General features: G+C 47.9%; 24 protein-coding genes. 9 read left to right on the plus strand and 15 right to left on the minus strand.

What is annotated here, in order from left to right; genetic code table 11:
- Positions 1-233 precede the first annotated feature (233 nt).
- Positions 234-878 (minus strand): MBL fold metallo-hydrolase, encoded by a 645-nt coding sequence (locus tag ACPV3A_RS08370; RefSeq protein WP_220687514.1) that lies wholly within the window; start codon positions 876-878, stop codon positions 234-236.
- 341 nt (positions 879-1,219) lie between these two features.
- Here ACPV3A_RS08370 and ACPV3A_RS08375 point away from each other — a divergent pair, with 341 nt between their 5' ends.
- Together ACPV3A_RS08375 and ACPV3A_RS08380 are read left to right on the plus strand one after the other, a co-directional pair.
- A complete protein-coding gene (locus ACPV3A_RS08375) occupies positions 1,220-1,654 on the plus strand; it encodes a cupin domain-containing protein (protein ID WP_426198871.1) in 435 nt (144 codons plus the stop codon).
- A 25-nt stretch (positions 1,655-1,679) separates the two neighbouring features.
- Positions 1,680-2,408, plus strand: a complete 729-nt coding sequence (locus ACPV3A_RS08380; protein ID WP_426198873.1) for a class I SAM-dependent methyltransferase — start codon at positions 1,680-1,682, stop codon at positions 2,406-2,408.
- Between the two features lie 115 nt (positions 2,409-2,523).
- On the opposite strand, the gene ACPV3A_RS08385 is transcribed toward ACPV3A_RS08380, so the two are convergent.
- From ACPV3A_RS08385 to ACPV3A_RS08410, 6 genes are all read right to left on the minus strand, one after another.
- Positions 2,524-3,996, minus strand: coding sequence for a DEAD/DEAH box helicase (locus ACPV3A_RS08385; RefSeq protein ID WP_426198875.1), 1,473 nt, complete (start codon positions 3,994-3,996; stop codon positions 2,524-2,526).
- 212 nt (positions 3,997-4,208) lie between these two features.
- The gene (locus ACPV3A_RS08390; protein ID WP_339222026.1) at positions 4,209-4,394 is read right to left on the minus strand and encodes a hypothetical protein; all 186 of its coding nucleotides are present in this window, start codon (positions 4,392-4,394) and stop codon (positions 4,209-4,211) included.
- A 200-nt stretch (positions 4,395-4,594) separates the two neighbouring features.
- A complete protein-coding gene (locus ACPV3A_RS08395) occupies positions 4,595-5,470 on the minus strand; it encodes a radical SAM/SPASM domain-containing protein (RefSeq protein WP_194541134.1) in 876 nt (291 codons plus the stop codon).
- Positions 5,471-5,762: 292 nt separating this feature from the next.
- Complete coding sequence (locus ACPV3A_RS08400) at positions 5,763-7,193, minus strand: M56 family metallopeptidase (RefSeq protein WP_426198878.1); 1,431 nt, start codon at positions 7,191-7,193, stop codon at positions 5,763-5,765.
- Positions 7,194-7,201: 8 nt separating this feature from the next.
- Positions 7,202-7,576 (minus strand): BlaI/MecI/CopY family transcriptional regulator, encoded by a 375-nt coding sequence (locus ACPV3A_RS08405; protein ID WP_194541132.1) that lies wholly within the window; start codon positions 7,574-7,576, stop codon positions 7,202-7,204.
- A gap of 259 nt (positions 7,577-7,835) precedes the next feature.
- Positions 7,836-8,063 (minus strand): glycine zipper domain-containing protein, encoded by a 228-nt coding sequence (locus tag ACPV3A_RS08410; protein WP_071221351.1) that lies wholly within the window; start codon positions 8,061-8,063, stop codon positions 7,836-7,838.
- A 248-nt stretch (positions 8,064-8,311) separates the two neighbouring features.
- Here ACPV3A_RS08410 and ACPV3A_RS08415 point away from each other — a divergent pair, with 248 nt between their 5' ends.
- From ACPV3A_RS08415 to ACPV3A_RS08435, 5 genes are all read left to right on the plus strand, one after another.
- Complete coding sequence (locus ACPV3A_RS08415) at positions 8,312-9,334, plus strand: ABC transporter substrate-binding protein (protein ID WP_216533081.1); 1,023 nt, start codon at positions 8,312-8,314, stop codon at positions 9,332-9,334.
- A gap of 22 nt (positions 9,335-9,356) precedes the next feature.
- Positions 9,357-10,466, plus strand: coding sequence for an ABC transporter ATP-binding protein (locus ACPV3A_RS08420; RefSeq protein WP_426198881.1), 1,110 nt, complete (start codon positions 9,357-9,359; stop codon positions 10,464-10,466).
- Entirely contained in the window at positions 10,463-12,118 is a 1,656-nt protein-coding gene (locus ACPV3A_RS08425) for an ABC transporter permease (protein WP_194541128.1), read from the plus strand. Before ACPV3A_RS08420 ends, ACPV3A_RS08425 begins: the two co-directional genes overlap by 4 nt.
- Positions 12,119-12,263: 145 nt before the next feature.
- Positions 12,264-13,964: a sensor histidine kinase gene (locus ACPV3A_RS08430; protein WP_426198883.1), complete on the plus strand. Its 1,701-nt coding sequence runs from the start codon at positions 12,264-12,266 to the stop codon at positions 13,962-13,964.
- On the plus strand, positions 13,957-14,745 hold the full coding sequence (locus ACPV3A_RS08435) for a response regulator transcription factor (protein ID WP_071221356.1): 789 nt from the start codon (positions 13,957-13,959) through the stop codon (positions 14,743-14,745). Before ACPV3A_RS08430 ends, ACPV3A_RS08435 begins: the two co-directional genes overlap by 8 nt.
- A gap of 98 nt (positions 14,746-14,843) precedes the next feature.
- Here ACPV3A_RS08435 and ACPV3A_RS08440 read toward each other — a convergent pair whose 3' ends face one another.
- The 5 genes from ACPV3A_RS08440 to ACPV3A_RS08460 all read right to left on the minus strand — a co-directional run bounded on the left by ACPV3A_RS08440 (position 14,844) and on the right by ACPV3A_RS08460 (position 19,637).
- Positions 14,844-15,395, minus strand: a complete 552-nt coding sequence (locus tag ACPV3A_RS08440; protein WP_426198886.1) for a delta-aminolevulinic acid dehydratase — start codon at positions 15,393-15,395, stop codon at positions 14,844-14,846.
- A gap of 93 nt (positions 15,396-15,488) precedes the next feature.
- Entirely contained in the window at positions 15,489-16,346 is an 858-nt protein-coding gene (locus ACPV3A_RS08445; protein ID WP_339222015.1) for a hypothetical protein, read from the minus strand.
- Between the two features lie 215 nt (positions 16,347-16,561).
- Positions 16,562-18,037 carry a multicopper oxidase family protein gene (locus tag ACPV3A_RS08450; RefSeq protein WP_426198888.1) on the minus strand — a complete coding sequence of 492 codons (1,476 nt, stop codon included), beginning with the start codon at positions 18,035-18,037 and terminating at the stop codon, positions 16,562-16,564.
- A 54-nt stretch (positions 18,038-18,091) separates the two neighbouring features.
- Entirely contained in the window at positions 18,092-19,048 is a 957-nt protein-coding gene (locus ACPV3A_RS08455; RefSeq protein ID WP_194541121.1) for an SDR family NAD(P)-dependent oxidoreductase, read from the minus strand.
- 229 nt (positions 19,049-19,277) lie between these two features.
- A complete protein-coding gene (locus tag ACPV3A_RS08460; RefSeq protein WP_339295706.1) occupies positions 19,278-19,637 on the minus strand; it encodes a winged helix-turn-helix transcriptional regulator in 360 nt (119 codons plus the stop codon).
- Positions 19,638-19,770: 133 nt separating this feature from the next.
- On the opposite strand from ACPV3A_RS08460, the gene ACPV3A_RS08465 reads away from it, so the two are divergent.
- Positions 19,771-20,400, plus strand: coding sequence for an NAD(P)H-dependent oxidoreductase (locus ACPV3A_RS08465; protein WP_426198891.1), 630 nt, complete (start codon positions 19,771-19,773; stop codon positions 20,398-20,400).
- 283 nt (positions 20,401-20,683) lie between these two features.
- On the opposite strand, the gene ACPV3A_RS08470 is transcribed toward ACPV3A_RS08465, so the two are convergent.
- The 3 genes from ACPV3A_RS08470 to ACPV3A_RS08480 all read right to left on the minus strand — a co-directional run bounded on the left by ACPV3A_RS08470 (position 20,684) and on the right by ACPV3A_RS08480 (position 24,120).
- Positions 20,684-22,222, minus strand: a complete 1,539-nt coding sequence (locus tag ACPV3A_RS08470) for an extracellular solute-binding protein (RefSeq protein ID WP_426198893.1) — start codon at positions 22,220-22,222, stop codon at positions 20,684-20,686.
- A gap of 87 nt (positions 22,223-22,309) precedes the next feature.
- Positions 22,310-23,221 (minus strand): carbohydrate ABC transporter permease, encoded by a 912-nt coding sequence (locus ACPV3A_RS08475; protein WP_194541119.1) that lies wholly within the window; start codon positions 23,219-23,221, stop codon positions 22,310-22,312.
- Positions 23,222-23,253: 32 nt separating this feature from the next.
- Positions 23,254-24,120, minus strand: coding sequence for an ABC transporter permease (locus tag ACPV3A_RS08480; RefSeq protein WP_233354762.1), 867 nt, complete (start codon positions 24,118-24,120; stop codon positions 23,254-23,256).
- 344 nt (positions 24,121-24,464) lie between these two features.
- Here ACPV3A_RS08480 and ACPV3A_RS08485 point away from each other — a divergent pair, with 344 nt between their 5' ends.
- A complete protein-coding gene (locus ACPV3A_RS08485) occupies positions 24,465-26,756 on the plus strand; it encodes an AraC family transcriptional regulator (RefSeq protein WP_426198896.1) in 2,292 nt (763 codons plus the stop codon).
- Positions 26,757-26,762: the final 6 nt, after the last annotated feature.

A 26,762-nucleotide genomic window follows, 5' to 3' on the forward strand; every position in this document is an offset into this window, starting at 1 on the left:
GACTCTCACCTTACAGGAGACCGCAAAATAGGTTCCAGCATTAATTCTGTAAGGAGGAATATCCACCATGCCAAGCTCCATCCGTTTACTACGCAACGGATTCGTCCGAGCGACGTGGTGATATAACCGAGGTATAAATGCATCCCCGCCGATAAATAAAAACCGAGAGAAAACGGGGTTATTCCCGTTGCACTCGGTTATCTGCTTTTCGGCAATATAGCTCTACCCAGATCCTAAAGCTTGCTCAATATCTGCTCTATGACCTGCTTATCCAACATCACATTATGACCCGATATACACGTGTCAAAATCCATTTCTTTATATTTCAAAAGCGTTTGTATATAAAGATCTTGTTCAACATAAATGCTTGGAATAATTTCATCCATGGAGTCACCTACATTATCGCCTACATGGATCACCTGCTCTAACTCGTCCAACACACTTATAGAATCCACGGTATGGCCAGGAGTATAAATGAGCCGTATGTTGTCTTCCGGAAAATATAATTCGTGATCAAATGTCAGATTGGGAAGAACCAATTCTGCCTCGCCCTCAACAAACCTCATGTTTTTCTGGATCATGCCTTCCCAGCCCGACTCCATCATTTCCCTGCATAGCTTGTGAGATATGATGATACAGTCTCGGAACGAGCCATTTCCCCAGATATGGTCCCAATGATGGTGCGTATTGATTACAATGGTTGGCTTGCTGTCATGCTTTATGTATTCTTTGACAGGCTCGATGTTCCGTGAGCCCAGACCCGTATCGATAATGTAATTATTCCGGTCTCCCATAATCAGTTGAACATTTAAATCCCATCCAGTAGGGATATGGTTGGTAAACAAGAAACTTCTATTCTTTATCTTTTGAATTTGCAATTCTACACCCGCCAACTGTAATTTTTTTGATTATGAATCGTACCCAATTATACATCGCTTCGAGTACGGGAACCAGCGTGTCGCAGATTCGCTATAAAGCGTATTCCACTTTGGGAGGAATAGCCCGGTTCATATCGGCACGATATTTTATATCTTAAATCATAGCCTAGGTATTATTCCGGGAGGAACGTTCCGTTATAATGAATCATAAGGAAAACATCCCCTATTATCCAAAATAACGGATCGAGGTGAGTCATGCGACAGGAAAAACCCTTGTTCATCCTGATGGTCGAACCGTAACCTTACTCGACAGCGGCACCGACGACCAAGGGGACTATCTCTTGGTACAACATACGATTGTTAAGCAAGGTCCGATGAACGGCCCGCATTGGCATCCGGTTCTGCAAGAAACATTTACTGTACAAGAGGGGCTTATGCGATTTGTGATTAACGGAGAAGAGACGATCGTAGAGCAAGGGGGGCAGGCCCGCATCCTTCCGACTCAGATTCACCAATTCTGGAATGTTAGCACAGACCGACTGGTTGCCCTGCATGAGATTCGCCCTCCGGGACAACATTGGAACATGTTTGAGCTTATTCACAAATTGGAATGTGAAGGCAAACTTAACAACAAGGGGATTCCGTCGAACCCCTTATGGCTTGGTGCCGCTTGGAGAGTTATGGATGGGTACCTCGCGGGACCGCCCCGGATTTTGCAGACGGCTGTGTTAGGTGGATTAGCACGGCTGGCTGATCTTCTGAAATATCGAGTGTAAGGATCATTCCAAGCAGGAGGTGCCTATGAGCTATAACGGATCCGATTTTTATGACAACGATACGAACTTCGAGAACTACATGCAGCGACGGCAAGGGCAGGAGAATGCCAACGATACATTGGAGAAGCCCATCATCTGGCAGCTGCTGGGAGATGTCTCAGAGCAGCTCGTATTGGACCTGGGTTGCGGCGATGCTGGCTTTGGCGTGGAATTGTTGGAAAAAGGATGTGCATCATATGTAGGAATCGAGGGTTCCCGTAATATGGTGGAAGCCGCTTCGAACAATCTCGCCGGCTGCAACGGAACCGTTGTACACACGAGGCTCGAGGACTTTACATATCCCCGCGATTCCTATGATCTGGTGCTCTCCAGGCTCGCCATTCATTATCTGCAGGATATCGAGCGCGTCTTTCAATGCATTTATCAGAGCTTGAAGCCAAGCGGCAGGTTTGTCTTCTCCGTCGAGCATCCCGTCATTACCTCCACGCTTCAACCGTCCGGTACCAGAACGAATTGGGTGGTGGACAACTACTTCATCGAAGGCTACCGGGAACAGCAATGGCTCGGCGGTACCGTTCACAAGTACCATCGAACCGTCGAGGATTATTTCAGGGCGATGCAGGAAGCCGGGTTTATCGTGGAGCAGCTTAGGGAATCCAGTCCCGTGCGAGAACATTTCATACACGAGGAAACCTATGAGCGCAGGCGCAGAATCCCACTGTTCCTGTTTCTGGCAGGGAGAAAGAGCACGTAACTCCCATTCCATTCCGAAAAAAAAGCACCCTTCCACATCACAAGTGGAACAGGGTGCTTCTTAAGTTTAGGATGATTGTCAGGGAGGCCGGGGAACGCCTACGCGTCTTTTCCTCTTACTGGGGTCTGCCGGTCTTGCTTCCCTTGTTGAATCCACCGGACTTGCGTTTACGGGCTTGACCGTCCTTAGGGTTATGAACCGCTTCCGCTTTGAACTTACGTGCCATCTCTGAATACGGATTAAGAACAACTTCCGCCTTCGGGTTACGTGCCGAATTCGTGCTCGAATGGCGAGCCGCGTCTGACTTCGGTTTACGAGCCGTGTCGGTCTTTGGCTTACGGGTGGCATCGGCCTTCGGTTTAGCAGGTCTAACTGCTGCTGATTTGGCTTTTCCGGGTTTGGCCGTGCCCGATTTCGGCGATCGGTCTACCTTGGCTGCTCTTAATGATCCTGACATCGGGAAGGCATGGTCCTTCACTTCGGGAATGGACTTGCCGATTAACTTCTCGATATCCCGGAGAAAAGGCACCTCGTCCACTTCGCAGAACGATATCGCCGTTCCGCTCAGTCCCGCACGCCCCGTCCGGCCAATCCGGTGAACGTACGTTTCCGGAATGTTCGGAAGGTTAAAGTTAATGACATGCGACAGCTCGTCGATATCAATGCCTCGCGCCGCAATATCCGTAGCCACCAGAACCCGGGTTTCCCCGCTTTTGAAATTTTTGAGTGCCGTCTGACGGCTGACCTGCGATTTATTCCCGTGAATGGCTTGTGCAGAGATGTTCACCTTCGTCAGATCGCGAACAACCCGGTCAGCCCCGCGCTTTGTACGTGTGAAGACCAGGGCCGACACGATGGATGGGTCCTTCATCAGCTCATTCAACTGTTTCTGCTTATTTCCTGTTTCCAGCAGGTACACCGATTGCTTGATCCGTTCGGCCGTTGATGAAACCGGCGTAATCTCTACTTTTACAGGGTTTTGCAATAAGGTTTTGACAAGCTGGGTAATCTCCGCAGGCATGGTAGCCGAGAAGAACAGCGTTTGTCTTTTGCTCGGCATTTTGGCAATAATTCGTTTTACGTCATGAATAAAGCCCATATCAAGCATCCGGTCAGCCTCATCCAGCACCAGAATCTCCACATGCTGCAGATCGACACGCTTCTGATTCATAAGATCCAGAAGTCTGCCTGGCGTAGCAATGAGGATGTCCGCTCCTTGCTGAAGCGCCCGCTCCTGTGTTTTTTGCGAAACGCCGCCAACAATGGCCGTCGACCGCAGCTTTGTGAACTGACTGTAGGCTTTCACGTTATCCGAAATTTGCAGGGCAAGCTCCCGGGTCGGCGACAACACCAACGCGCGAATACGGCGCGCCATCCCTGGTTTAGGGGGCTGTTCGTTCAACAGCTGAATCATCGGTACCGAAAAAGCGGCGGTCTTCCCTGTTCCGGTCTGCGCGCAGCCCAGCAAATCTCTGCCGGCCAACACAGCCGGGATCGCCTGAGCCTGAATAGGCGTTGGCGTCTTGTAATTCTCCTTCGCTAAAGCCTTGAGAATCACGGGGGATATATTTAAATCTTGAAATGTCATGGGGTCTCCTTTAAGGTGAATACCTATATTGTCTCATCACGTAACATGGGGCATCTCATATAGAGTCTCCACAAGCCGTTCCTTTACGTCATAACATATAACGATACCATACATTAGCACAAAAAAAGAAGCGGAATTTTTCTCCGCCTCTCGTTTCGGCTATTATCTACCGCAAAATTTCATTCAACCCACCTTTCTTTGGATCATTGATTTTACTTATTCAAGAAGAAAATTAGGAATATGATAAATATTGCTATTAGCGTAGTTAAGCATCCTGTTTGATGACCAATCATTGTTTTTCCAATGGATTGTGAAAAATTTAAAATTGCATTTTTTTCATACTCTTTCCTTAGTTTGTTCTCAAGTTCTTCTCGTTCATGATCACGGTTGTTATTCATTTATACTGCCTCCCCGAATTCCTGTTTTTAAGTAATTCAAAGAGTAACTCCAGCTTGAAAAATCATGTTTATCCAATTATAAGGCTGAATATGCGAAAAACCCATAATAAACTAAATAATTACACAAAAAACGATCCAATTTTATGACGGCACTGTTCCTATTTTCTAAACGTACACTACGTCTTTATATCCAGTTCCAGTTATGCCCCAAACCGCTGCCGATACCCGCATTTTCTGCATAACTCCTCAACAGCTTCCCGGCGCGAAAATCCATCCACAAGATTGTTCGCCCGCTCCCCGTCAACGATCTCCGAGAAGGATTTCTGATGGATATTGCCCAAGTTGATGACCCCTTCCCCATCCAGACAGCACGGCACGACCGTCCCGTCTACCAGAATGGCCGCCTGGCTGCGAAGCGCATGGCAGAAGCCTTTGCCTTCATCCTCCGGGGCTGTCAGACTTGGCCACTGAAACTCATAATCCTGATTCAGATAGACATGGTCGGCGACCTTCACGCCGCCGCCGGGTTCAACCTTTTCCTCGATTCGGTAGTCCAGGTTGAATTCCTGCTCCAAAATTTCGAGTGTCTGGCGATTGCGGCTCTTCTCCAGGTTCGTTTGGTTGTCCTGGGTCAGATTCCACAAACGGAACGAGAAGATGACTTTATGCTCCTCGGCAGCACGAACAAAGGATAGAATCTCCCGCAAATATCCCTCACGGTCCGTGGACCCGACATGGCCGTCAAAGCTGTGGAGCGAGAAGTTCATCTGTCTTAAGGCCGGCTTGCCCAGCAGCTTATGCCGGTTCTTCGCGATCAACGTGCCGTTGGTCGTAATGTTGACCTTGAACCCTTTTTCATGGCTGATATCCAGCAGCTCATCGATCTTCGGATGGAGCAGCGGCTCCCCCTTCACATGCAGATAAATGTAACTCGTATGCGGCTTGATCTCATCCAATCTTCTCGCAAAGTCTTCCACTTTAATGAAGTTGGCCTTGCGCTCCGTCGGCGGGCAGAACGTGCAGGCCAGATTACAAATACTCGTAATTTCTATGTAAACTTTCTTAAACGTCTTCAAGATGTTATCCCCAATCCCATGTCTATGATCGCATGATTCGCTAGCTGAGTCGCTTGCCAATCCTTCATATCGTACCATAGGCGGGCTTATACAGCTACAACTACAGATGCTATCTGAGCCATTCTGTATGAAGCCAAATTAGATTAATCGCCTGCTACTTTAGTTTTATCAACATTGATAAGTAGTGATACAAGCCACAAAAAAGCACTGCCCTAATGACAGCGCTCTTTTTAAAATGAGGTTTCTTATTTATCAAAATCATACTCGGCAAGTTCTTCAGGCGTTATAAATCTTACCGTGATGGAACTACCTGGGGGAGCTCGTGTGGATCGTCTACAGGACGAACTGTTGGAGGAGCTACATCTTGGTCTCCTTCACTCTCAACGACCGCCTCCGAAGGGGCAGCTTCTTGAAGAGGAGCTACAACATTGCTTCCTTCATGCTCTACAACAGGTACAAGACGAACTTCTTGTGGAGGAGCTACAACTTTGCTTCCTTCATGCTCTACAACAGGTGCAGGACGAGCTTCTTGTGGAGGAGCTACAACATTGCTTCCTTCATGCTCTACAACAGGTGCAGGACGAGCTTCCTCCAGCTGAGTTTCAACATCGTTTCCTTCACTCTCAACGACGGTTTCAGGAGGTACCGGCCTAGGGGCAGCTTCTTGTCGTTGAGCTTCAGCATGACTTTCCTCATTTCCAATGACTCTGGGCGTATGGTTAGAAGCCCATGCCGCTGCGGATGTGCTAATTGCAGCAACCAAAAACACTGCTGTTATCGTGAGATACATCGTTTTCTTTTTTTGTTTCTTTACATTCAGCATCATCATTAATCTCCTCTTTAATTGTTTGCCGTCACCGGATAAGGAGGCACAGAATTGCACGGGTAAATTCCTTGATCCTGCCATGACGCTTAAGATCGTCTCCCCATAGCGTTTTCGCTCGGCATAGGACATCTCTTTTACGACCTCTTCATCACAAGACAGCTCGCTCCATATATGAATGTCCTTGCGAAGAATGTGCACCAAAGGGTTAAACCAATGCACGGCGCTTGCTCCGAGCGTGAACGCTTTGACCCATAAATCTTTCCGTTTCAGATGGATCAACTCATGTCGGATCACCATGTCCACGTTAACGGTATTCTCTATAGGGAGATAAATGGTTGGTTTCCATAGGCCGACAAGAACAGGACTCCGAATGATGGAGCTGTAGGCAAGCCTGACACTGCTTTTCACACCAAGGGCTTCCTTAATGAAGGAGAGCTGTTTGGCTGCTTCGCTGCTTGTCGGAACGTTGGTACGTGTATGTTCTAGTTTCTTTAAAAATCTGCGATAACAATACATCTGCCATGCAGCAAAAGCTATAGCGCCGACTGCCCATAGGACAATCAGGGGAAGTGCTATGTTTGCTGATATGGTCTGATCTCGGATCAGCGGCTCCGGATGAATCCCTGAATATGGACCTGGCAGCGCATGCTGCACAGTTGAAGGCAGCTCGTTCACGATGGGAACGGTTGCTGTTAGATTGAATGTAAAAAGCGGCAAGATCCACTGAATACCAAGGACTACGGGTAAAAGATAAAAGCCTATTGCCATTTTGTTCATTCCATAACGCCACTTTGTAGGAAACGCATTGACAGATATGATCCGCAGGACAAGCATGCTGGCTACGACGGCACTTCCAGCAGCGGTAAGGGTAAACAGCGTTTCAAGAATCGTATTCATAAGCCCCCCTACTTTTGCGAAAACCATTGCTTCAGCTCTGCAATATCTTCATCTGAAAGCTTTTCGCCGTCATACAAAGCTGAAATTAGATTTTTAACCGAGCCTTGATATAATCCGTCCAGAACATGCTGCGTTTCCATAAGCTTATAATCTTCAGGCGAAATGCGAGGCGTATATTTATTTGTCCGCCCATCCCTTGTAGCCGTGAGTGCCCCTTTGTCCACCAAACGCGATAGGAAGGTGGAAATGGTCTGTGCCTTCCATTCCCTACCTCTCTCGGCAAACAGGGCGAGCAATTCGGTGGATGTGACAGGCGGCGTACACTCCCAAATCACCTCCATTAGCTCCATTTCGGTATCCGATAATTTTTGAACTTGGTTCACGGTGAACACCTCTTTACGTCGTTATGCGTCCATAACGAACTTAATCACTACACGATGTAGTGATTATAACCTACTACAACGCGTAGTGATATGTCAAGCGAAGGAAGTTGAAATTTTCCACTACACTGAACTTATACGTAAAATTAAAGAACCGCGCGAGAGCGCGGTTCTTATCTACAAAACAGCTCAAATTATCGAGGGCACCTATATTCCTTGGGTCCTCTTATTTGTACTCGTACAGATGGTAGTGTTAAGCCGTTTATTTCGAATCGTTGTCGTCATTGTCTACAGCGTCGCCAGCTTTGTTTCCCAATGCTGCGCCTGCGATACCGCCGGCAATCGTGCCGATTGGACCCAGAACGGAACCTACAGCAGCACCCACGACGCCGCCGCCAGCTGTTCCTAAAGCTTCTCCAGCTTCAATATCCATGTTGGTCGTGTCACGGTCAGAATCAACCTTTTGATTACGATCGTTTTTATTAGCCATCCATCTCACTCCCTCGACATTGTGATCGGAACAGCTCCATCTTGCCAGACGTTGTTCCAAACCATATCTTGCCCTAACGAGTCTGAAAGAATTCTTTAAAAGGATATCGGACCCAGATCTCTTTCTACTCCAAAATAGGTTGCGTATTTTAGACGATGTTTGCGGATTATGGGATTATGTAAACGGTACCAAGCTTGCTACAATGAACATGCAATTACGAAATGAACTTTGTTCAAGGGGGATTATACATGAAAAAGCTGTCGATTTTACTGTTAACCTGCGTGTTGATTATGGGGGCGCTAAGCGGTTGCGGAAGCAGCGAGTCCGACTCGGCTTCGTCTAATAAACTCGTCATCTACAGTCCGAATAGCGAGGAGATCATCAAGACCATCATCCCGATGTTCGAGAAGCAGACCGGGATTACGGTTGAGCTTGTAACGGCTGGTACCGGCGAAATTATTAAGCGCTTACAGTCCGAGAAGCAAAACCCTTACGCTGACGTGATGTTCGGCGGTTCTATGGCCGGTTTCCGTGAAAATGAAGCTTTATACGAGCCTTACGTATCACCTGAAGACAAGAACTTAATGGAAGGTCACCGCAATACGTCGGGCTTCGCTACTCCTTATATCTCGGATGGCAGCGTCCTGCTCGTGAACAAAAATCTGATCGGCGACATCAAAATCGAAGGTTATGCGGATTTACTGAACCCGCAGCTCAAAGGGAAGATTGCTTCCGCTGATCCGGCAAGCTCAAGCTCCGCTTTCGCCCAGTTAACCAACATGCTGAAAGCGATGGGCGGCGATTATGAGAACGAACAAGGCTGGAACTACGTCGGTCAGCTGATCGAGAACCTGGACGGCAAAATCGCGAGCGGTTCCGGTGCAGTTCACAAAAGCGTGGCAGACGGTGAATATGTGGTCGGCCTTACCTACGAAGACCCTTCCAGCACCTATGTAAAGAACGGCGCTCCGGTAGAAATCGTATATCCAAAAGAAGGCGCGGTATTCCTGGATGCGGGATCTGCCATTATCAAAGATGCGCCGCATATGGACAACGCCAAGAAATTCATCGACTTCATTCTGTCTCAAGAAGCGCAGGATGCATTCGGCACGCAATTAACGAACCGTCCGCTCCGCCAGGATACGAAGCTTGGCGATCACATGAAGCCTTATGAAGAGATCCACATGATTGATGAAGACACAGACTATGTCAGCGAGCATAAATCCGAGATCGTTGAGCGTTATGTCGATTTGTTCACTAGCGTTAAATAAACTATAGAATCAGGTGACAACCATGAGCGTAACCATAACCATTCAAGACTTAATCAAAAAATACGGCGACACAACCGTCATTCCCGAGCTGTCCCTGGAGATTAAAAAGGGTGAATTCTTCACCCTTCTCGGGCCTTCCGGGTGCGGCAAGACGACACTGCTGCGCATGATCGCCGGCTTCAACAGCATTGAAGGCGGGACCATTCATTTTAATGAGCGCGTCATTAACCAGGTGGAACCGGGCAAGCGGAATATCGGGATGGTCTTTCAGAGCTATGCGATCTTCCCTCACTTAACCGTCAAAGGAAACATCGCGTTCGGACTGGAGAATCGAAAATTATCCAAAGCGGAGATTAACGCCAAGGTGGATGACATCTTAAAGGTCGTTCAGATTGAGCCCTATAAAGATCGTATGCCGAAGAATCTGTCCGGCGGCCAGCAGCAGCGCGTTGCGCTAGCCAGAGCGATCGTCATCCGCCCGGATGTCCTGCTGATGGATGAGCCTCTATCCAACCTGGATGCCAAGCTTCGGGTCGACATGCGTAATGCCATTAAAGACATTCAACGAGAAGTCGGGATTACCACCGTCTACGTTACGCACGATCAGGAGGAAGCCATGGCGGTATCCGACCGCATCGCGGTCATGAAATCCGGCGTGATTCAGCATCTCGGAACACCACAGGAGATTTACCAGCGTCCTGCAAACGTATTCGTAGCAACCTTTATCGGCCGTACCAACATTCTTGGCGGTACTTTAACCAAATTGGCAGACAGCCATGTCCTGCACTTCGGCTCCGGCTATATGGAAGAGCTGTCTAACATCGAGGTTCCGAAATCCGATGCCAAGGCTGATACACTTAACGTTCAAATCTCGGTTCGGCCGGAAGAGTTCATTCTAACCGAGGACCAAACCGGCATGAAAGCAACGATTGTGCACAGCGTATTTCTGGGGCAGAACACCCATTATTTTGTGGACTTGTCGTCCGGTCAACGCATGGAGATCACGCAGGAATCGAAAACGTCACAGATCCTCGAGCCTGGCCAAGTCATCTATCTCAAAGTGAAAAAAGAGAAGATCAATGTCTATGATGCGGCAGGCGAACTGAACTATACTAGGGGCGCTCGGCTATGAGAGAGACGCGCAAACGATTTGACGTCTGGACCAACATTTCGTTACTGATCTTTGTGTTCTACATTCTTTTTCTCGCTCTGCCTTTGTTTACGATGCTGTTCAAGAGTGTGTACAACGGTACGACAGGCGATTTTTCCCTCGCCTATTTCACGAAGTTTTTCAGTAAGCCCTATTATTTAAACGCGCTGTTCAACAGCGTGAAAGTCACCGTCAGCGTTACCTTGCTTGCCGCCATTATCGCAACGCCGCTGGCCTACATCATGGCAACGGTGAAGATTAAAGGCAGTTCGGCCATTCGGGTCATGATTCTGATCTCCTCGATGTCGGCTCCTTTCATTGGCGCTTACTCCTGGATCCTGCTGCTGGGCAGAAGCGGCGTCATTACGAAATTCGTTAGCAGCACATTCGGCATTACGATGCCGGATATCTACGGATTTACGGGGATCTTGGTGGTCTTAACCTTGCAGATGGTTCCTCTGATCTTCATGTATGTGTCCGGCGCACTGAAGAATATGGATCAATCGTTGATGGAAGCAGCCGAGAGCATGGGTTATACAGGCTTAGGCAAAATGCGCAAAGTGCTCCTTCCGCTCATTACGCCAACCCTGCTGGCAGGCGGCCTGCTCGTCTTCATGCGTGCGCTTGCCGATTTTGGTACGCCGATGCTGATCGGTGAGGGATACAAGACCGTGCCTGTACTGATCTTTAACGAGTTCATCAGTGAGGTCGGCGGCGATGACGGCTTTGCGGCAGCGATCAGTGTCATCGTCGTTCTGTTCGCCACCACGATATTTCTACTGCAAAAATTCGTAGCCAATCGCAAATCCTTTACGATGAGTGCACTGCATCCGATCGAAGCCAAGAAGAAGAAGGGGATCGGCAACATTGCGGCTCATGCCGTTATCTATCTGTATACGTTAATCGCACTGCTGCCGCAGCTCTATGTCATCTATACTTCGTTCCTGAAATCCAACGGCAGAATCTTTGTAAAAGGATTTTCGCTCCAAAGCTATCAAGAGGCTTTCAGTAATATTGGCGGCGTCATTCTGAACACGTTCTTTCTGGCCATCGTCTCGCTGGTCGCCATCATTCTGTTAGCGATACTGATTGCTTACGTAACCGTTCGCAGGAAGAATGCACTGACGAACACATTGGACATTTTCACAATGTTCCCGTATATCGTTCCCGGTTCCATACTCGGGATTGCTCTATTGATCACGTTCAACAATAAGCCGCTGGCGCTAAGTGGAACAGCCGTCATCATGATCATTTCGTTTGTCATCCGGCGGCTGCCTTATACGATTCGATCCAGTGCGGCCATTCTGCATCAGATTAACGATGGGATCGAGGAAGCGGCGATCAGTCTGGGCGCTTCCCAGATGAAGACGTTCTTCAAGATCACGCTTCCGATGATGCTGGCAGGCGTCGTCTCCGGCGCGATCTTAAGCTGGATTACCATCATCACCGAACTAAGCACCTCGATCATTCTTTATACAGGCAAGACCAAGACCGTAACGGTTGCCATCTACACCGAGGTCATCCGCGGAAACTACGGCGTGGCGGCAGCGCTGTCAACCATTCTTACCGTCATTACGGTCGTGTCGCTGCTCGTCTTCCTGAAGCTCTCCGGACAAAAGGAAGTTTCCATGTAATGTGAAGAGAAGAATTCATAACGAAAGACTACATCCAAGTCGGCACCTGCAGCATGAAGGTCCGGCTTGGATGTATTTGGATTATCTGCGGTTACCGCGAGTCAGTATAATAGGATCGAGGGCCTTATCGCAGATGGAGGGCAGCATGAAACCAACACATTATCGTAATTTCAAGGAATCAACCCGTCATTTATTTCGCATCTATACGATGATCCCGTTCTCCGTCTTAATCGTATTGTTTTTGGCGTTCACGATTATTAATGGCAGAATGAACCTAACCCAAAAAACGACCGAAGCCGCCCAGTCCATCAGTCAGTCCATTTCCGGCGTGTATCAGCAGTACGACGAGGAGATTCACCGGATGGCCGTTTCTCCTACCGTGATCAATTATGTAAGCTCGCATTTGGGCAGCGAACAGGTGTACTCTGCCTTCTATGATTTCAACAACCGGCAGAAGGTAAAGAGTATTTTTCATATCGTCAATACGGACGGGGTCTTTCTGGCAAGCTCCGCCCCGGCGGATGCACTGTATTCCAATTTTGCCTTCGGCAATCTCATTCATCGGATCGATCAGCGGCCCGGCGACACGCTTACCGAAATGAACAGTTTTCGTTATTCGCATGACCGCGATACGAGCTACACGTTTGGCAAAGCCATCGTGAAGGACAAACGGACGATAGGCTATATCATCTATCAGCTGTATGAATCCGACATTCAGAAGATGATTTTCGAACAAAATAATGAGATTGCCATGATCACGGATGAACATAACACCATTATTGCCACGACCAGCAATGTGACCAAAGGGGTTCTCAACAAATTCAGCCCCAAGCTCGATAACAGGGGACATGTTCTGCTGAACGAAGGCAAGTATTATATGTATGCCAAACGAATCCCTGACACACCGATTCAAGTCATTACGCTGAACTCCTATAAATCGGAGCAATACACCTATTATACGGTGTCTTTCTTTGTCCTTGCGGCCAGCCTGCTGCTGTGGGTGTTGATCCAGTTCCTGGCGAACAAAATGTCGACGCGCAATTCCGAATCCATCGATAAATTAATTCATGCCTTGGCACAGCTGCGCGAAGGTAACTTCAATGGCTATGTCGATATTCAGACAAATGACGAGTTTCAAATTCTGGGCGATGAGTACAATGTGATGCTGGATCGGTTGAAAGAATTGATCGAGAAAAATAAAGAGCTGTCGGAGCTTCGCACCATTATTGAGGTGAAGCAGCTGCAATCGCAGTTCCATCCGCATTTTATTTTTAATGTTCTGGAAACCCTGCGCTATGCCATTAAGATCGATGCCAGTCAGGCCCAGGACATCGTGCTGATTCTATCCCGCTTGTTAAGGTACAGCATCGGACATGATCGCAATGTTCAACTGAAGAATGACATGAATTATGTACGGGATTATCTAAAGCTGCAGCAAATTCGGTTCAACGATCGGCTGGAATACCGGATTGCCGTAGCGGAGGAAACGCTGGATGTATACGTCCCCAAGCTTCTGCTGCAGCCGATTATCGAAAACGCTATCAAATATGGCTATGAGAATCAAAGTGATGTGCTGATTGAGATTAACATCTACACCTCCAACGGCAAGCTCATTCTGGAGGTTCGCGACAACGGGCAAGGCATGAGTAAAGAGAAACTGCAGGAAGTGAATCAGATTTTGCAAAGCCAGACGAACACGACGCAGCATATCGGGCTGTATAACGTTCACCGTCGTTTAGTTCTTCTATATGGTGAAGAATCCGGCATCCACATTGACAGCGCGCAAGGAAAAGGCACCTGCGTGGCACTAACAATTCCTTACGAATGGAGTGGATATCATGTTTAAAGTACTGCTGGTCGAAGATGAGGATATGATTCGCAGGGGCATCCGGTTCAGCATCGATTGGGTTCAATACGATTGCATCGTCATTGAGGAAGGGTTGAATGGTCAGGATGGTTACGAGAAGATCTGCGAGCTCAAGCCGGATATCGTCATAACCGACATCACCATGCCGATCATGGATGGCATCTCGATGATTCGGGAAGGCCTCAAGCAGCATACCTTCAGCAGCATTATTATCTCCGGTTATAATGAATTCCACCTTGCGCAGCAGGCGCTCCAGTTAGGCGTGAGCGAGTTTCTGGTAAAGCCCTTAGAGGACGAGCAGCTGGTCGCGGCACTCGAATCGGCCAAAGCTAAAGTGGATTTAATCCGCAAATATGAAGTGATCTCGAATCATCCGCAGGAAAAGGAGGAGATTCTTAACAGCAAGTTTCTGGAGAAGGAAACCAAAACCTCGAAATACGTGGCCAAAATGATCGCCTATGTACAGGAGAATTATGCCAAGAAGATCAGCATTCATGATCTCGTGGAGGAGATCGGATTAAGCGCCTATTACCTGAACCAGAAATTCAAGGCAGAGACCAGCTATACGTTTAATGAGTTTCTTAACCGTTATCGCATCCAGAAATCGATCGAATTACTGAAGTCAGGCGATAACAAAGTTTATACCATCGCGCAGGATATCGGATTTAGCGATTACAAGTATTTTATAAGCATCTTCAAGAAGTACGCCCACGTCACGCCGAGCCAGTATCAGGAATATTTCGAGGAGAAGAATGGATAGAACGGGTAATCTAGATACGAGAGGTGCTCGATCGTACTTATATTTGCACACACCCCTGCAAGACATGAGCAGGGGTGTGGAATCTTTATCTATGATTGCTATCGTTCATACAAACGGTACATGGATAGTTCATCACTCATCGCTACAGCTTGGGCAAAAGCTTCCTTCACGTCCCGTCCCTGCTGAACAATCTCATAGAACAGCCGTAGAACAAACATCAGCGCATCGTTGCCGTCCGGATAGTCATCCGGCCCGATATACATCTTGCAGCCCCGCTCCAGGAAAGCTTCAGCCAGTGCTGGATCCCCCAGCGAGCAGCCGTTCGCGATTACCGTCTTCCCGTCCAGCTTCGCATAGCGCCGAACCTCATCTGCCCCGAAGTCGCCCTTCGGCTCCTCCTCCTCGTATACCTCTTCGCCGAGCTCCGGCATAATCAAGCTGCCTTCATCCCCGTGAAAATTCAACAGGATCATATCGGTGCCTTCATATAGATCAACGCCTGACAAGACGGAGATCAGATCATTCGGCCTCCCGATCCAGTATGTAAAGACGCGCACCCCGAAATACTCCAGAGCCGCCCTTACCGCTTGGCTCTCCATGTCGCAATCCGGTCCGACGACCAGAGCGACCTGCATAACAGGCTTACTCACTTCAGTATCAACTCCTGACAATGATAATTATATGGATTTGGAATTGGAGCCCATTCTATTATTGCCGACCGCATTTCCTTTTTCAACCAGTCATCACACTTTTCTCAGTATCATCCACCATTGCTTATCATACGATTCGACTTCAACCTCTTCCAATCCTAGATTCGCTTCGCTAATCCAGCTTCTAGCCAGTTGGATATAGTTGCTGTGGAATTCAGAGGAATACCCCATTTCATCATATCCAGAATAAGTAATGTTATCGAATATCATGTATCCCCCTCTTTTTAACTGCTTACGGCTTGTGTCAATGATTTGGATAAACGCATGATATGCTGCATCCTTCAATATGCCTTTTCGGTGATAATCCATAACAGTTTGTAACATTTGAGGTTCGATTGTCCACCAATCTTGATTTACTGTATCAATGCCCTCACGATCCGCGATAATGGTCTGGATGATATCGTTAATAGCGTGGTGATAAGCGACAACGTCAAAAGAGGACTCCGGATAATATAAACCGACATTGGCTGCATCGTCCTCAACAACCCGTATACTGACGTCCATCCCTTTCGTTTTCTCCTGAAAGTTTCGTGTCAGATCCCTGTTGAGATTGGCAGTCACATAGGTTCCCATGTTGTTGGAATAAGCATCTAAAGCCTTTGGAATGTAAACAACATCACCGGCACCAACCTCCAAAAGACTTAACGCACGGGGCATATTCAGCTCCATGAAAAGATTCTGCCAAGAGGCCGAATAATACAATTGAAGATATTCGAATACCCTCTGCTTGGATATACCTATCGGTACGGCTAATATGTCTTTCAGTTTGTTTTCCATTTGGACCGCGTTCATCTGTTCTAATTCAGAAATCATGTCCTGTGAAAAGTCACGTTTCAGAATATCGTTAAACACGCCTGCACTCATTCTCTCTGCTAGCGTCTGCATATCCATTATCGTATCCCTCTCTTCGTATAGTTTCTAGAGTATATTCGAATTCATGGTGTTTTTTCCTCTTTATATTATTGAAGAAACTTTCCATTGCATGATGATGTCTGGCGGCTATTTGATAACGCAAAAATGCGCCCAGCTGGTATTATCGAGCTGGGCGCAAAGGGGAAACAATATGAAGCTTTTCATATCAGGATAAGCGTCTTCCCTAGTTCCGATCATAAGTCCGGTAAATTTCCCGATTTTGTCCCGACCCGAAATGGCGTCGAAATACCTTCATAATTGAACATCATGCTCATTCCCATAGATGCGTGCATCAGATTGTGGCAATGCATCATCCATAAACCCGGGTTATCCGCCTTTACGTACACCTCGTAAGTATCACCTTCTTGCGTTAATAATGTATCAAGATATACGGGACTTCCGCTCAAAGCCTGGCCGTTATGGCTTAGCACCTGAAATATGTGCCCATGCAAATGAAAAGGGTGGTCACCTCCGCCAGCATTCGTAATCGTCATTTTTACACGCTGGCCTTCCTTGACCACCAGAGGTGGTATTTCATGAAAACTTTTTCCGTTAATGGAGTTGATGAACAGATTTTGATCGAGCTTTAAGGTATAGGACTGATCGTAGGTTAATTTGTCTACAGGAGCATTCGGATCTGGTTCTCCATAGTCGGTCCATCTGAATAAGCTGTGATCCGAACGGATCTCCGGTTCGCTACCGGTCCCGAGTGTCACCTTCAAACCTGATTCACTCGTGACGACAACTTTACCTTGCTGCGGCATCTCAAAGAGAAGATCATAACGCTGGCCCGCTCCCATTAGAAATTTATAATGCTCCAGCATCCCCGGTTCGTGGAGGTCATGGCCATCCATCGCAATTATTCGGTAAGAGGCCCCGTCGACGTGAATCGTTTCCGTTTCGTTCGCAGCATTGATCATCCTCAGTCTGACTTTCTTTCCGGGAGCCGCCTCGATATTCGTTCCCTTTGTTGAACCGTTCATGAGATAAGTTCCATTTAACTGTTGGATAAGTATCGTTTCCTCCTGATCGTATTCGAACCGATCCTGCTGAGGATCGACAATGAAATTCCCCAGCAAGCCTTTTTCAACCTGGATGGAGCTAGCCTGATGAGAGTGATACCAATACGTTCCGGGAGAGTCTGCTATAAATTCGTACGTATACTGCTCTCCGGGCTTTACGGCATCCTGCGTCACACCCGCTACTCCATCCTGCGAACAAGGAAGAACAATCCCGTGCCAATGGATGGTAACCCCTTCTTGAATGTCCTTGTTGTCTAGCACGACACGGACTCTTTCACCTTCGGCAACTCGAATTTCTGGTCCTGGCGTGAGGCCGTTGAATGTCCAAACCTTCTCGATATCACCATTATCTAATTTTTTCTCGCTCTGTGAGGCCGTGAGCCGAAACTCGCGTACGGGTGCGTCGCTCTCCCCCTCTGTAATTGCTTCGCATGACCGTGTCGCCAGTGAAGCCTGGTGGGTTGCTGCAGAGGCGGTTCCMTGCTGATGGCCCGCCATCCCTTCCATGTGATGCATTTCGCCCATGTTTACTTCATATGGTTTTTGCATGCGAATTTGCCAAAAGTACGTGCCAACCAACGCACCCAGCAGAATCGCCACTCCCAACCCCGCTATACCGACCTTCCCTTTCCAAGTTAGCCTCCGCATAAGCTTTCACTCCTTTTTATGATTGATCAATCAATTACTTATTTATAAAAATGTTCATCGTTTTTTCTGCAGTTCGCGAATCGTTGCGGCAATTCCATCCGCCGGCTTCGTAGCCGGAATTGGGCCGATAAAACGCTTATATTTATCCCCGCTTAGGCGCAGGGGCTCCTTCGTTAAGTAAAGCATTTCGACAATCTCCTTCATGACGGGGACGAATAGACCGAGCAGCGACAATCCAGCCTTGCCAAGAGCAATAACAGGCTTCTTCATACCGGAGGCTTGCTGGGCGATGCGGACAATCTCATGACCGGAAATAATATCCGCCCCGGGAATATTCCAATTTTGACCATATGCCTGATCCTGTCTCGCAAGCTCTACAATCATAACTGCCGCATCAGGCAAGTACACATATTCGCGAGGAACCTTCATGTTTCCGATAAAAAATGCCATTTTGCCTGCGGCGATCGCTTCGAGTGTCCCTCCAAGATAGGATGCTTGATTTGCAGTCGGTCCGTAATAGTCCGGCAAACGAACAATCATGGCAGACACATTCTTCCATCTGCTGCTAAAGATCATCTGCTCAAAAGCAAGGCGCACTTTACCCTTTTTGGTATGAGGTTTTTTTGGATGCTCCTCGGTTACCCGATCCATCTGTCTTCTTCCATAAGGGTAAATTCCGTCTATTGCGACAACCTTCAAGCTTAATCGATTGGCAGCCTCCATGATGGCTTCGCCGAGCGGAATCAATTTACTCTCCATTTCGTGGTATGGGACGTTCGCACAATGGAACAATACCTCCGCCTCTTTTGCCGCAGTTACAATGTCATCCGGCCGGTATGCATCCCCGATTGCTAATGTAAGGTGTGAAGGATTGCCGAGTTCTCTTGCAAGCTCCTCCAGCTTTTGCCGCGACCGTCCAAATGCAATCACAGGCAACCCCCTTTTTACCAACTCAGCCGTAATAACAGCACCAGTACCACCCGTTGCACCCACTACAATTGCTTTTTTCATGTTCATCAACACTCCCCTTATTTGTGATTGATCAATCACTAACTTATGATCACACTATAGCAAGTTGTGATTGATTAGTCAATAACCAAATTTCAAATTTATGGCATCGGCAAATAGCCGAACAATTGGCCGGAACGACCGTCAAGTGTTCCCCTGTCCCTTTGTAGAGCATTTTCGCTATATTTTGCGAATCGATGCAGAAAGAAACGGACTAGCGCAATCTCGAACGCTAGTCCGTCTCTGTTTGTTCGTTATTCGCCTTTTTTAGCTGCTTTCGCTCGACATGAGCCACTCCCCATTGATGTAAGGATTCCAAAATCGGAGACAGGCTCTTACCGTATTCCGTGATGGAATATTCCACTTTCGGCGGGATTTGCGGATAGATGACTCGTTTAACGATCTCTTCCTCCTCCAATTCGCGCAGATGGAGTGTAAGCATCCTTTGCGTGATATCCGGCAGCAATCTTCTTAGCTCATTGAACCGCAAAGGTTCACCTTTAAGCAAATGATAAAGGATCATCGGCTTCCATTTGCCGACGATCGAATCCAGCGCCACAACGAATTGACATTGGATAGGGTCCTTTTGCATACATCCGTCTCCCTTACAGTACCTTTTTTAATACTATATCACATTATTGTGCGTACTTCCCAAAAGAAATATATATTATATGATTAACCTGTAAAGCGTATCTAATATTATTACAGAAGGGAAGTTTGGATTCATGACAACAGTACTGTACATCACCGCACACCCCCTGGATTCCCAGTCATCATTTAGTCTCGCGGTAGGGGAAGAATTTATAGAAACTTATCGTCAAGCAAATCCAACCGACGAAGTGGTTCATTTGGATCTGTACCAAGAGAATATTCCACAAATCGATGCCGATGTTTTACGCGGTTGGGAAAAGCTTCGGACGGGTTCATCGTTCAATCAACTGTCTGATGCCGAGAAATCAAAAGTAGACCGTCTTGGGGCGATTGTTGATCAATTCGTGACCGCTGATAAGTACGTATATGTTTCCCCGATGTGGAATTTCTCGGTCCCGCCAGTCTTGAAAGCATACACGGATGCGACTTCAATTCCGGGGAAGACGTTCAGATATACCAAAAACGGTCCTATAGGGCTATTGCCCGACAAGAAAGCCTTGCATATTCAAGCTAGCGGTTCCATTTATTCGGAAGGTCCTCTTGCCCCACTTGAAATGGGATACAGTTATTTGAATAAGGTTTTACAGTTCTATGGGATATCGACTGAGGCGATTTTGGTTGAAGGAACGGCATCATCGGAGCAAGCTCCGGCTATTAAAGAAAAAGCAATCGAACATGCTAAGGAAGTCGCCCAACGATTCTAATTTAGGAAAGTAAAGTCAGCCTTCAAAAGCTGGTTCTGATTTTCTTTAAGGGGGCCTCATCTGCAGGAAATCAATTCGCATCGATCCCTAAATAATAAGATAAACGTCGATCGACGTACTTTCACAGAAGACAGACTTTTTGAATGTCGTTTTTCTAGCGATTACAGAATTCAGCTTCGCTGAAATTTATATATTTTATAATTTAAAAAAAGCCTGTTGAAGTTTTTCAACAGGCTGACCGCTTCCTACCAGAAGCGGTCATTTTTTTTGCGGAACGGTAGGTCTATTTTGCCAAGAAGGCGTCGACCTGATTCTGCAGCTCATTCTGGATTTTCTTCAGCACCGCTTCGCCTTCCGTTTTGAATCTGGCAAAGTATTCGTCCGGATCAAGCGCGCCGTTAAATAATCCGCTATAATATTTGGCCTGAATGGTCGCGAACTGGGCCACTTCGTTCTTCACCGGCGTCGGATCGAAAGTGAAGCCGGTCATAATATCCTTCGTGAAGTTGTCGGCTTGCGTAATGAATTGACTATACTCTCGGGTCTCTTCGTCGATACCGGCCCACTCCCGCTCTAACGCAGGATTCAACATGAGCTGGAACGAGACAATGCCGCCATCGTTGTTCAGTGTATCGTATTGATGCTCGCCGACCGCTTTCCAGTTCACGCCTTCGATGCCGTGCTCCAACAAATCATAATTCTCCTGCCGGTTGGCCCAATCGAGGAACATCATCGCCCGGTCTTTATGTTTGCTCGTCTTCACAATACAGATGAAATTATCCATTTTGTAATTGGATAGGTTCTTTCCAGGGGTCAGATCGAATAGACGGACGGCTTCCAGCTCTCCATCGGGCACGACCTGCTTCAACTGATCGTTGTACGTCTTGGGAATGCCAAAGGCCATTTGGGGCGTGGCCGCGACTTTGTTCTGGAGCTGCATGTCCCCCGGACCGCTTTTATTCGTCAAGACATCCTGCGACATGACTTTGTCAACGAACAGCTTGCGGACATCCTGGATGCCCGACCAGATCTTTGGTTCCTGGGTTTCAAAGAAGTTGTAGACCTTGCCATCGTTGCCCTTGTAATACAGCATCAAGCTGGCGCCAGCAAAATTCGTTGGACGAATGTTGACGCTGGTATCGTCCCGGATCAGCCAGTTGACCCAGCTGTAGGTGACGTCGTCTGCGCCCGCGAGGAGCGGCGTGATGCCGGAGTTACTGTCACGAACGGCGTAGAGATAAGCTTTTAGATCTTCATACGTCTTTACGGGCGGCAAGTTTAACTGCTCCCTCAGGTCCTTTCGGATGAAGATCGACCTCTGTTGGGTATAGGCGCTTCCTAAGGGAACGCCGTAGATATTACCGTTAATTTTGTTCGCGTCCCACATTTGTTGCGGCCTCGTCTTTTTCACATTAGGGCCGTATTGGTCCAGCAGTTCGCTTAATTCTTCGTAATAGCCCTGGGAAGCCATCGTGTCCAAATGCAGCCACGGGGCATCAAACATCAAATCCACGCTCTCTCCCGAAGCCAGCATGACGTTGGTCTTCTGATTTAGATCGGCAAAGTCGACAAATGTAAATTTAACCTGCGTATTGATTTCGGCTTTTAATCGCTTGTTGACTTCGGCCAGCACCTCGTCATAATTAGCTCCTTTTGCCCCCGGAATGACAACCTCCAAAGTGACCGGTTCAAAGGACGGATCTCCGGTTTCCCCGGCATCGCCCGGCGCGGTGGCGCCCCCGCCGGATCCGGAGCACCCGGACAAAGCGATGGCTAGTCCGAGCAGCGCTGTCACCAAGAATTTGCGTTTTGATTTGGCCATGTAAATGACTCCCTTCAAATTATCAACTTATGTATAAGCGGCTGGCCAGTCTATAACGCGCTCAGCCATTTGCGTAGAGCCCCAATCTTAACCTTTCACCGAGCCGAGGGTCAGACCTTTAACGAAATATTTCTGGACCATTGGATAGACGAGTATAATCGGGCCGATCGTCAGGCATACCGTTGCCAACTTGACCCCTTCCGCCGGCGGCAGCGTCAGCACATTGCCGTGATTAAGCGACGTGAGCTGCATCTGCGACATGAGCTGCCGAAGAAGCAGCTGAAGCGGGTACATATCACTGTTGTCGATAAACAGAAGCGACAGCCACCAATCGTTCCAATATTGCAGCGCATAGAACAAGCTGATCGTCGCAATAACCGGCGTTGAGATCGGCCGGATAATTTTGAAGAAGATCGTCCACTCTCCGGCGCCGTCCATATTAGCCGATTCGTTCAGCTCATAAGGCAACGAGCGATAGAACGAGACCAGGATAAACGCAAAGAATGGATTCATGACATAGGGGAGCACAAGCGCCCATAGCGTATCTTTCAGATGCAGCCACTGAACAACGAGAAGATAGAAGCCGACGAGCCCCGAGCCGAAGACCATCGGCACATAGGTCATGAACGAGAGGAAGCCGCCGTATCGGTTCTTCGGATGGGCCAGCACGTATGCAAACAACGCGGTGACAACGAGGCCGAATACGGTTCCGATGGCTGTTACCGCAATGGTGATGCCATAGCTGGTAAACATTTGCTTACCCTGAAGGAGAAAGCGATACGACTCCAGCGTAAATTCATCCGGCCATACGGAGTATCCGTTCACCGCCAAGCTTCGGGTGCTGGAGAACGAATTGATGACCATCAGCCAAAAAGGAAACAAACAAACCAGTGCAAATAGAATCAAAAACAGTCCGAATAAGAACACCGCCATTTTATCGGAGAACCCGTTTGTCCGTCGAACTCGTGGGGGCGTGATCAGAGCAACCGGACGATTCATATGGAATTCACCTCCCATTGGATTTCTCAAAACTAAAATAATCTGGAGTCGTTATCGATTTTCCGAACCAGCGCATTAAACGAAACGACGGCGATAAGCCCCATAATAGACTGATAGAACACGATAGCCGATGACATGCTAAAATTGCCCAGCTGCCTTAACGCCCGATAGGAGTATGTATCGATGACATCGGTCGTCGGAAATAGAATCCCGTTGTCCCCGATAATTCCGTAGATCATACCGAAATCACCATAGAAGATACGTCCGACTCCCAAGAGGACGAGAATGATGATTTGCGGCTTCAGCAAAGGCAGCGTAATGTATTTCATCTGCTGCAGCCTCGTGGCTCCGTCCAGGCGAGCGCTCTCATAATAGTCGGAGGAGAACCCGGTAATGGCAGCGATCAGAATAATCGAGTAGTAACCGGCACTCTTCCAGATTCGCGTTAAGGTTAGAATAATCGGCCATACCCACGGGGTCTGGTACCAATCGACGGCTTGAAGTCCGCTCATGCTCAGCACGCGGTTAATCAGACCGTCCGTGTTGTTGAATAGAATGAATGTCATATACCCTACGACAACCCAGGAAATGAAGTAAGGAAGGAAGACGACGGATTGTATCGTACGTTTAAACCATTTCAAGCGAATCTCATTCAAGAAGAGAGCAATGAGAAGCGCAAAAACCATCTCGAAAATAATGAACAGCGCATTTAAATAAACCGTATTGACCGTAACTTGAATCCAATCCCGATTGGAGAAAAAAAAGCGGAAGTTATCCAGCCCCACCCAATCACTGCCCCATATACCTTTGCTGATCTGAAAGTCCTTGAACGCTAGCAGATGTCCGGACAGAGGAATATAGGAGAAGACAACGAGAAAGATGACTCCCGGTATCGCCATCGAATACAAGCTCCGATTCTTTACAAGATCCCTAAACATTCTCAATTTATAGTATCCCTCCATTCGATCTGGTCTGTCCGATGTGGCCAAATCCTGACAGTGTTTATTATGTATGGAAGGAGGATTTCGGAATAGTCCTCATTGTGTCACAAAGGGTACTCAACTTAAGGATTGTGCGGTAATCGGACTTTCGGTATCATCTTAATTTCTACTTTGTCAAAATGAGGACTTCACACAAGGGTCAGGATATGATTGAGTAAGGAGGTCCCGGTTCGTTTCTTCTATCGAACAGTTACGTTATACCCTTAAACCGTCAATCCATCAGCAAGGGGTGCTGGCATTATATGAGGATCAAACCTATTTTACAGAAGACCTATTTTCGAACCTTTCTTTTACTGACCACCGTTCTGATCTGTTCCATTATTCCTTTCGTCTATCTACTGTCTGCGGAATTCGCAAAATACACCATGCTGGAGGTTCGCAGCAGTTCGCAGAACGAAGTCAACAACCTGGCTTCGAAGGCCGAAATGATTCTCGGCAATTTGAAAGCTAACGGGCTCAGCATGTACGCCGATCAGAATATTCAGAACTGGTTCTTCAATACAAGCAACGATCCGCTCATCAACCATGCTGCACTCGTCGCCCAATCCAATTTCATGTCCACCGAACCGCTCATCCAGCGATCCTATCTAATTAATTTGAAGCTCGATCTTGTCGTCGATTCCAAAGTCGGAATTGTCCGCAATGAATCCTTCGCCGACCAGAGCATGCTGAAGCGTGTGGAGTCATTCCACCCCCAATATTTGCGCTTCTTTAATCATTCGCTGGATGGCTCGGACTCCCTGGCCCTTATTCTGCCTGCAACCCCCAAGAAGCCGTCCGACTTCTATCTCGTGCTGCTCGTTGACAAACCGCTGCTGTCGAAGCTTTTGTTCGGCCAAACGGTCTCCTCGGAACAAGACATTCGGATTCTGGACGAGCACGGGCAACTTCTATTGGGCGTGTCTAATCCCGCGCTGAGCGGACAGCTATATCAAGCGAGCCGGGAGCAGCAGGACAGCGAATTTCAAGTTCGGCTCCCGCATCAGAGATGGTTCGTTAATACAGCCAAGCTGACTACTGAAAATTGGTCGGTATACTACTCGAACGAGTATCATATTTTGACACGCCATATCTCCTTATTCCAGCAAAAATTGATAACGTATACATTGCTTCTATTGGCACTCCTCTCCTTGTTGTTCTTCTGGAGTTCTCGCCGTTCCTTGCGCTCCATCACCTTCTTGTCGGAAAAGCTGAAGGGAAAGGTTGCATTCGCAAATGCCACGTCAGATGCCAGGCCGGATATCCAATGGATCAATGACGGCATCGATATGCTTCTGAACAATGTGGAACAGCTTCATGCATCCATGAGAAACCAATCCGAGCTCGTTCGAACGGAGCTTCTCGCCCAGTGGATGCTCCACGGTACGCCGGGTACCAAGTGCTACGAATATATTCAGACCAAGACCAAACTGGCCTCCTGTGAAGCTCTGTTTTTGGCCGTCCTTCGGATCGAAGCCTATACGGTCTTTTGCGAACGTTACGATTTCCCCTCCCGGAAATTGATCAAGTACGCCATACGCAATATTAGCGAAGAAGTGATTGGCACAGGTTCTTATGCGGCCGAAGGCTTGGATATGGGCGGCGACCATATCATTCTGGTCGTTGGGGGCCATGCATCCGGCGGGCTTCAACTACAACGTCTTCTGGAGGAGACGCAGAATCAGGTTGCACGTATCCTGAACGTTGATACAACCACCGCAGTCAGCAATGCCTATGACTTCGGCGCCAATATCCGAAACATCTATGATCATATCTACGAATTGACGAAGCTGCGATTTCTTAACGGAGAGAAGCAATTTTTTCTGGAGAGCGATTATGAAGAGTTTATGGCAGGGTATCCTTCTGCGTCTGAGGCGCTGGAGACAGCCGAGATCATCAAGTCGATCCGCCGCGGCCGCCCGGAGAGCGCGCTCGCTCTGCTGCGTCAGCAGATGAAGCACGTCCATGAACTTCCTTATCGCGACTGCAAGCTTAACCTGACCTACTTTACCTACGATCTGCTCAAGAACTTCAACAAATCCAGCGTCCTGCACGAAATCAGCAGCATTCATCAATTACTCGAGCGGTACAGCACGCTGTCCGAGTATCAAGCATGGCTGGAGAGCATCGTGACAATGCTCGCGTCCGAGACCGAGGTTCCGAAATCTTCAAGCCGCAAGGAAGAAATCGTCCTGGAGATCAAAGAGTACGTGGACAACCACTTGCAGGATGCGCAATTGTCGATCGAGCAGGTAGCCGACAATTTTTCCTTCTCCGTGAGCTATATCCGGCAGCTTTTCAAAGAGATCATGAACGTGTCATTGTCCGAGTACATACTTCAGGAACGAATCGAGAGAGTGAAGGAGAAACTGATATCCAGCCAGCTCTCGGTGCTGGAGATCGCAGATCAATGCGGCTTCATATCCAAAGGGCATTTTTTCGCCACATTCAAGAAGTTCACGAATCTTACTCCGAAGCAGTATCGGGAAATCCACGGGGACTCCGCCGTTAAAGATATCGTTCCTCCCAGCTTATCATGGAGAAGCGGCAGCTAGGTATGC

Source organism: Paenibacillus sp. Dod16, from assembly GCF_049893405.1.
Classification (GTDB): domain Bacteria; phylum Bacillota; class Bacilli; order Paenibacillales; family Paenibacillaceae; genus Paenibacillus_AQ.

Coding starts and splice junctions, on each gene's coding strand:
- ACPV3A_RS08380 (WP_426198873.1), top strand. CDS start 1,680: ATGAGCTATAACGGATCCGATTTTTATGACAACGATACGAACTTCGAG.
- ACPV3A_RS08385 (WP_426198875.1), bottom strand. CDS start 3,996: ATGACATTTCAAGATTTAAATATATCCCCCGTGATTCTCAAGGCTTTA.
- ACPV3A_RS08390 (WP_339222026.1), bottom strand. CDS start 4,394: ATGAATAACAACCGTGATCATGAACGAGAAGAACTTGAGAACAAACTA.
- ACPV3A_RS08400 (WP_426198878.1), bottom strand. CDS start 7,193: ATGAATACGATTCTTGAAACGCTGTTTACCCTTACCGCTGCTGGAAGT.
- ACPV3A_RS08410 (WP_071221351.1), bottom strand. CDS start 8,063: ATGGCTAATAAAAACGATCGTAATCAAAAGGTTGATTCTGACCGTGAC.
- ACPV3A_RS08415 (WP_216533081.1), top strand. CDS start 8,312: ATGAAAAAGCTGTCGATTTTACTGTTAACCTGCGTGTTGATTATGGGG.
- ACPV3A_RS08420 (WP_426198881.1), top strand. CDS start 9,357: ATGAGCGTAACCATAACCATTCAAGACTTAATCAAAAAATACGGCGAC.
- ACPV3A_RS08425 (WP_194541128.1), top strand. CDS start 10,463: ATGAGAGAGACGCGCAAACGATTTGACGTCTGGACCAACATTTCGTTA.
- ACPV3A_RS08430 (WP_426198883.1), top strand. CDS start 12,264: ATGAAACCAACACATTATCGTAATTTCAAGGAATCAACCCGTCATTTA.
- ACPV3A_RS08435 (WP_071221356.1), top strand. CDS start 13,957: ATGTTTAAAGTACTGCTGGTCGAAGATGAGGATATGATTCGCAGGGGC.
- ACPV3A_RS08445 (WP_339222015.1), bottom strand. CDS start 16,346: ATGGATATGCAGACGCTAGCAGAGAGAATGAGTGCAGGCGTGTTTAAC.
- ACPV3A_RS08455 (WP_194541121.1), bottom strand. CDS start 19,048: ATGAAAAAAGCAATTGTAGTGGGTGCAACGGGTGGTACTGGTGCTGTT.
- ACPV3A_RS08460 (WP_339295706.1), bottom strand. CDS start 19,637: ATGCAAAAGGACCCTATCCAATGTCAATTCGTTGTGGCGCTGGATTCG.
- ACPV3A_RS08465 (WP_426198891.1), top strand. CDS start 19,771: ATGACAACAGTACTGTACATCACCGCACACCCCCTGGATTCCCAGTCA.
- ACPV3A_RS08470 (WP_426198893.1), bottom strand. CDS start 22,222: ATGGCCAAATCAAAACGCAAATTCTTGGTGACAGCGCTGCTCGGACTA.
- ACPV3A_RS08475 (WP_194541119.1), bottom strand. CDS start 23,221: ATGAATCGTCCGGTTGCTCTGATCACGCCCCCACGAGTTCGACGGACA.
- ACPV3A_RS08480 (WP_233354762.1), bottom strand. CDS start 24,120: ATGGCGATACCGGGAGTCATCTTTCTCGTTGTCTTCTCCTATATTCCT.
- ACPV3A_RS08485 (WP_426198896.1), top strand. CDS start 24,465: ATGAGGATCAAACCTATTTTACAGAAGACCTATTTTCGAACCTTTCTT.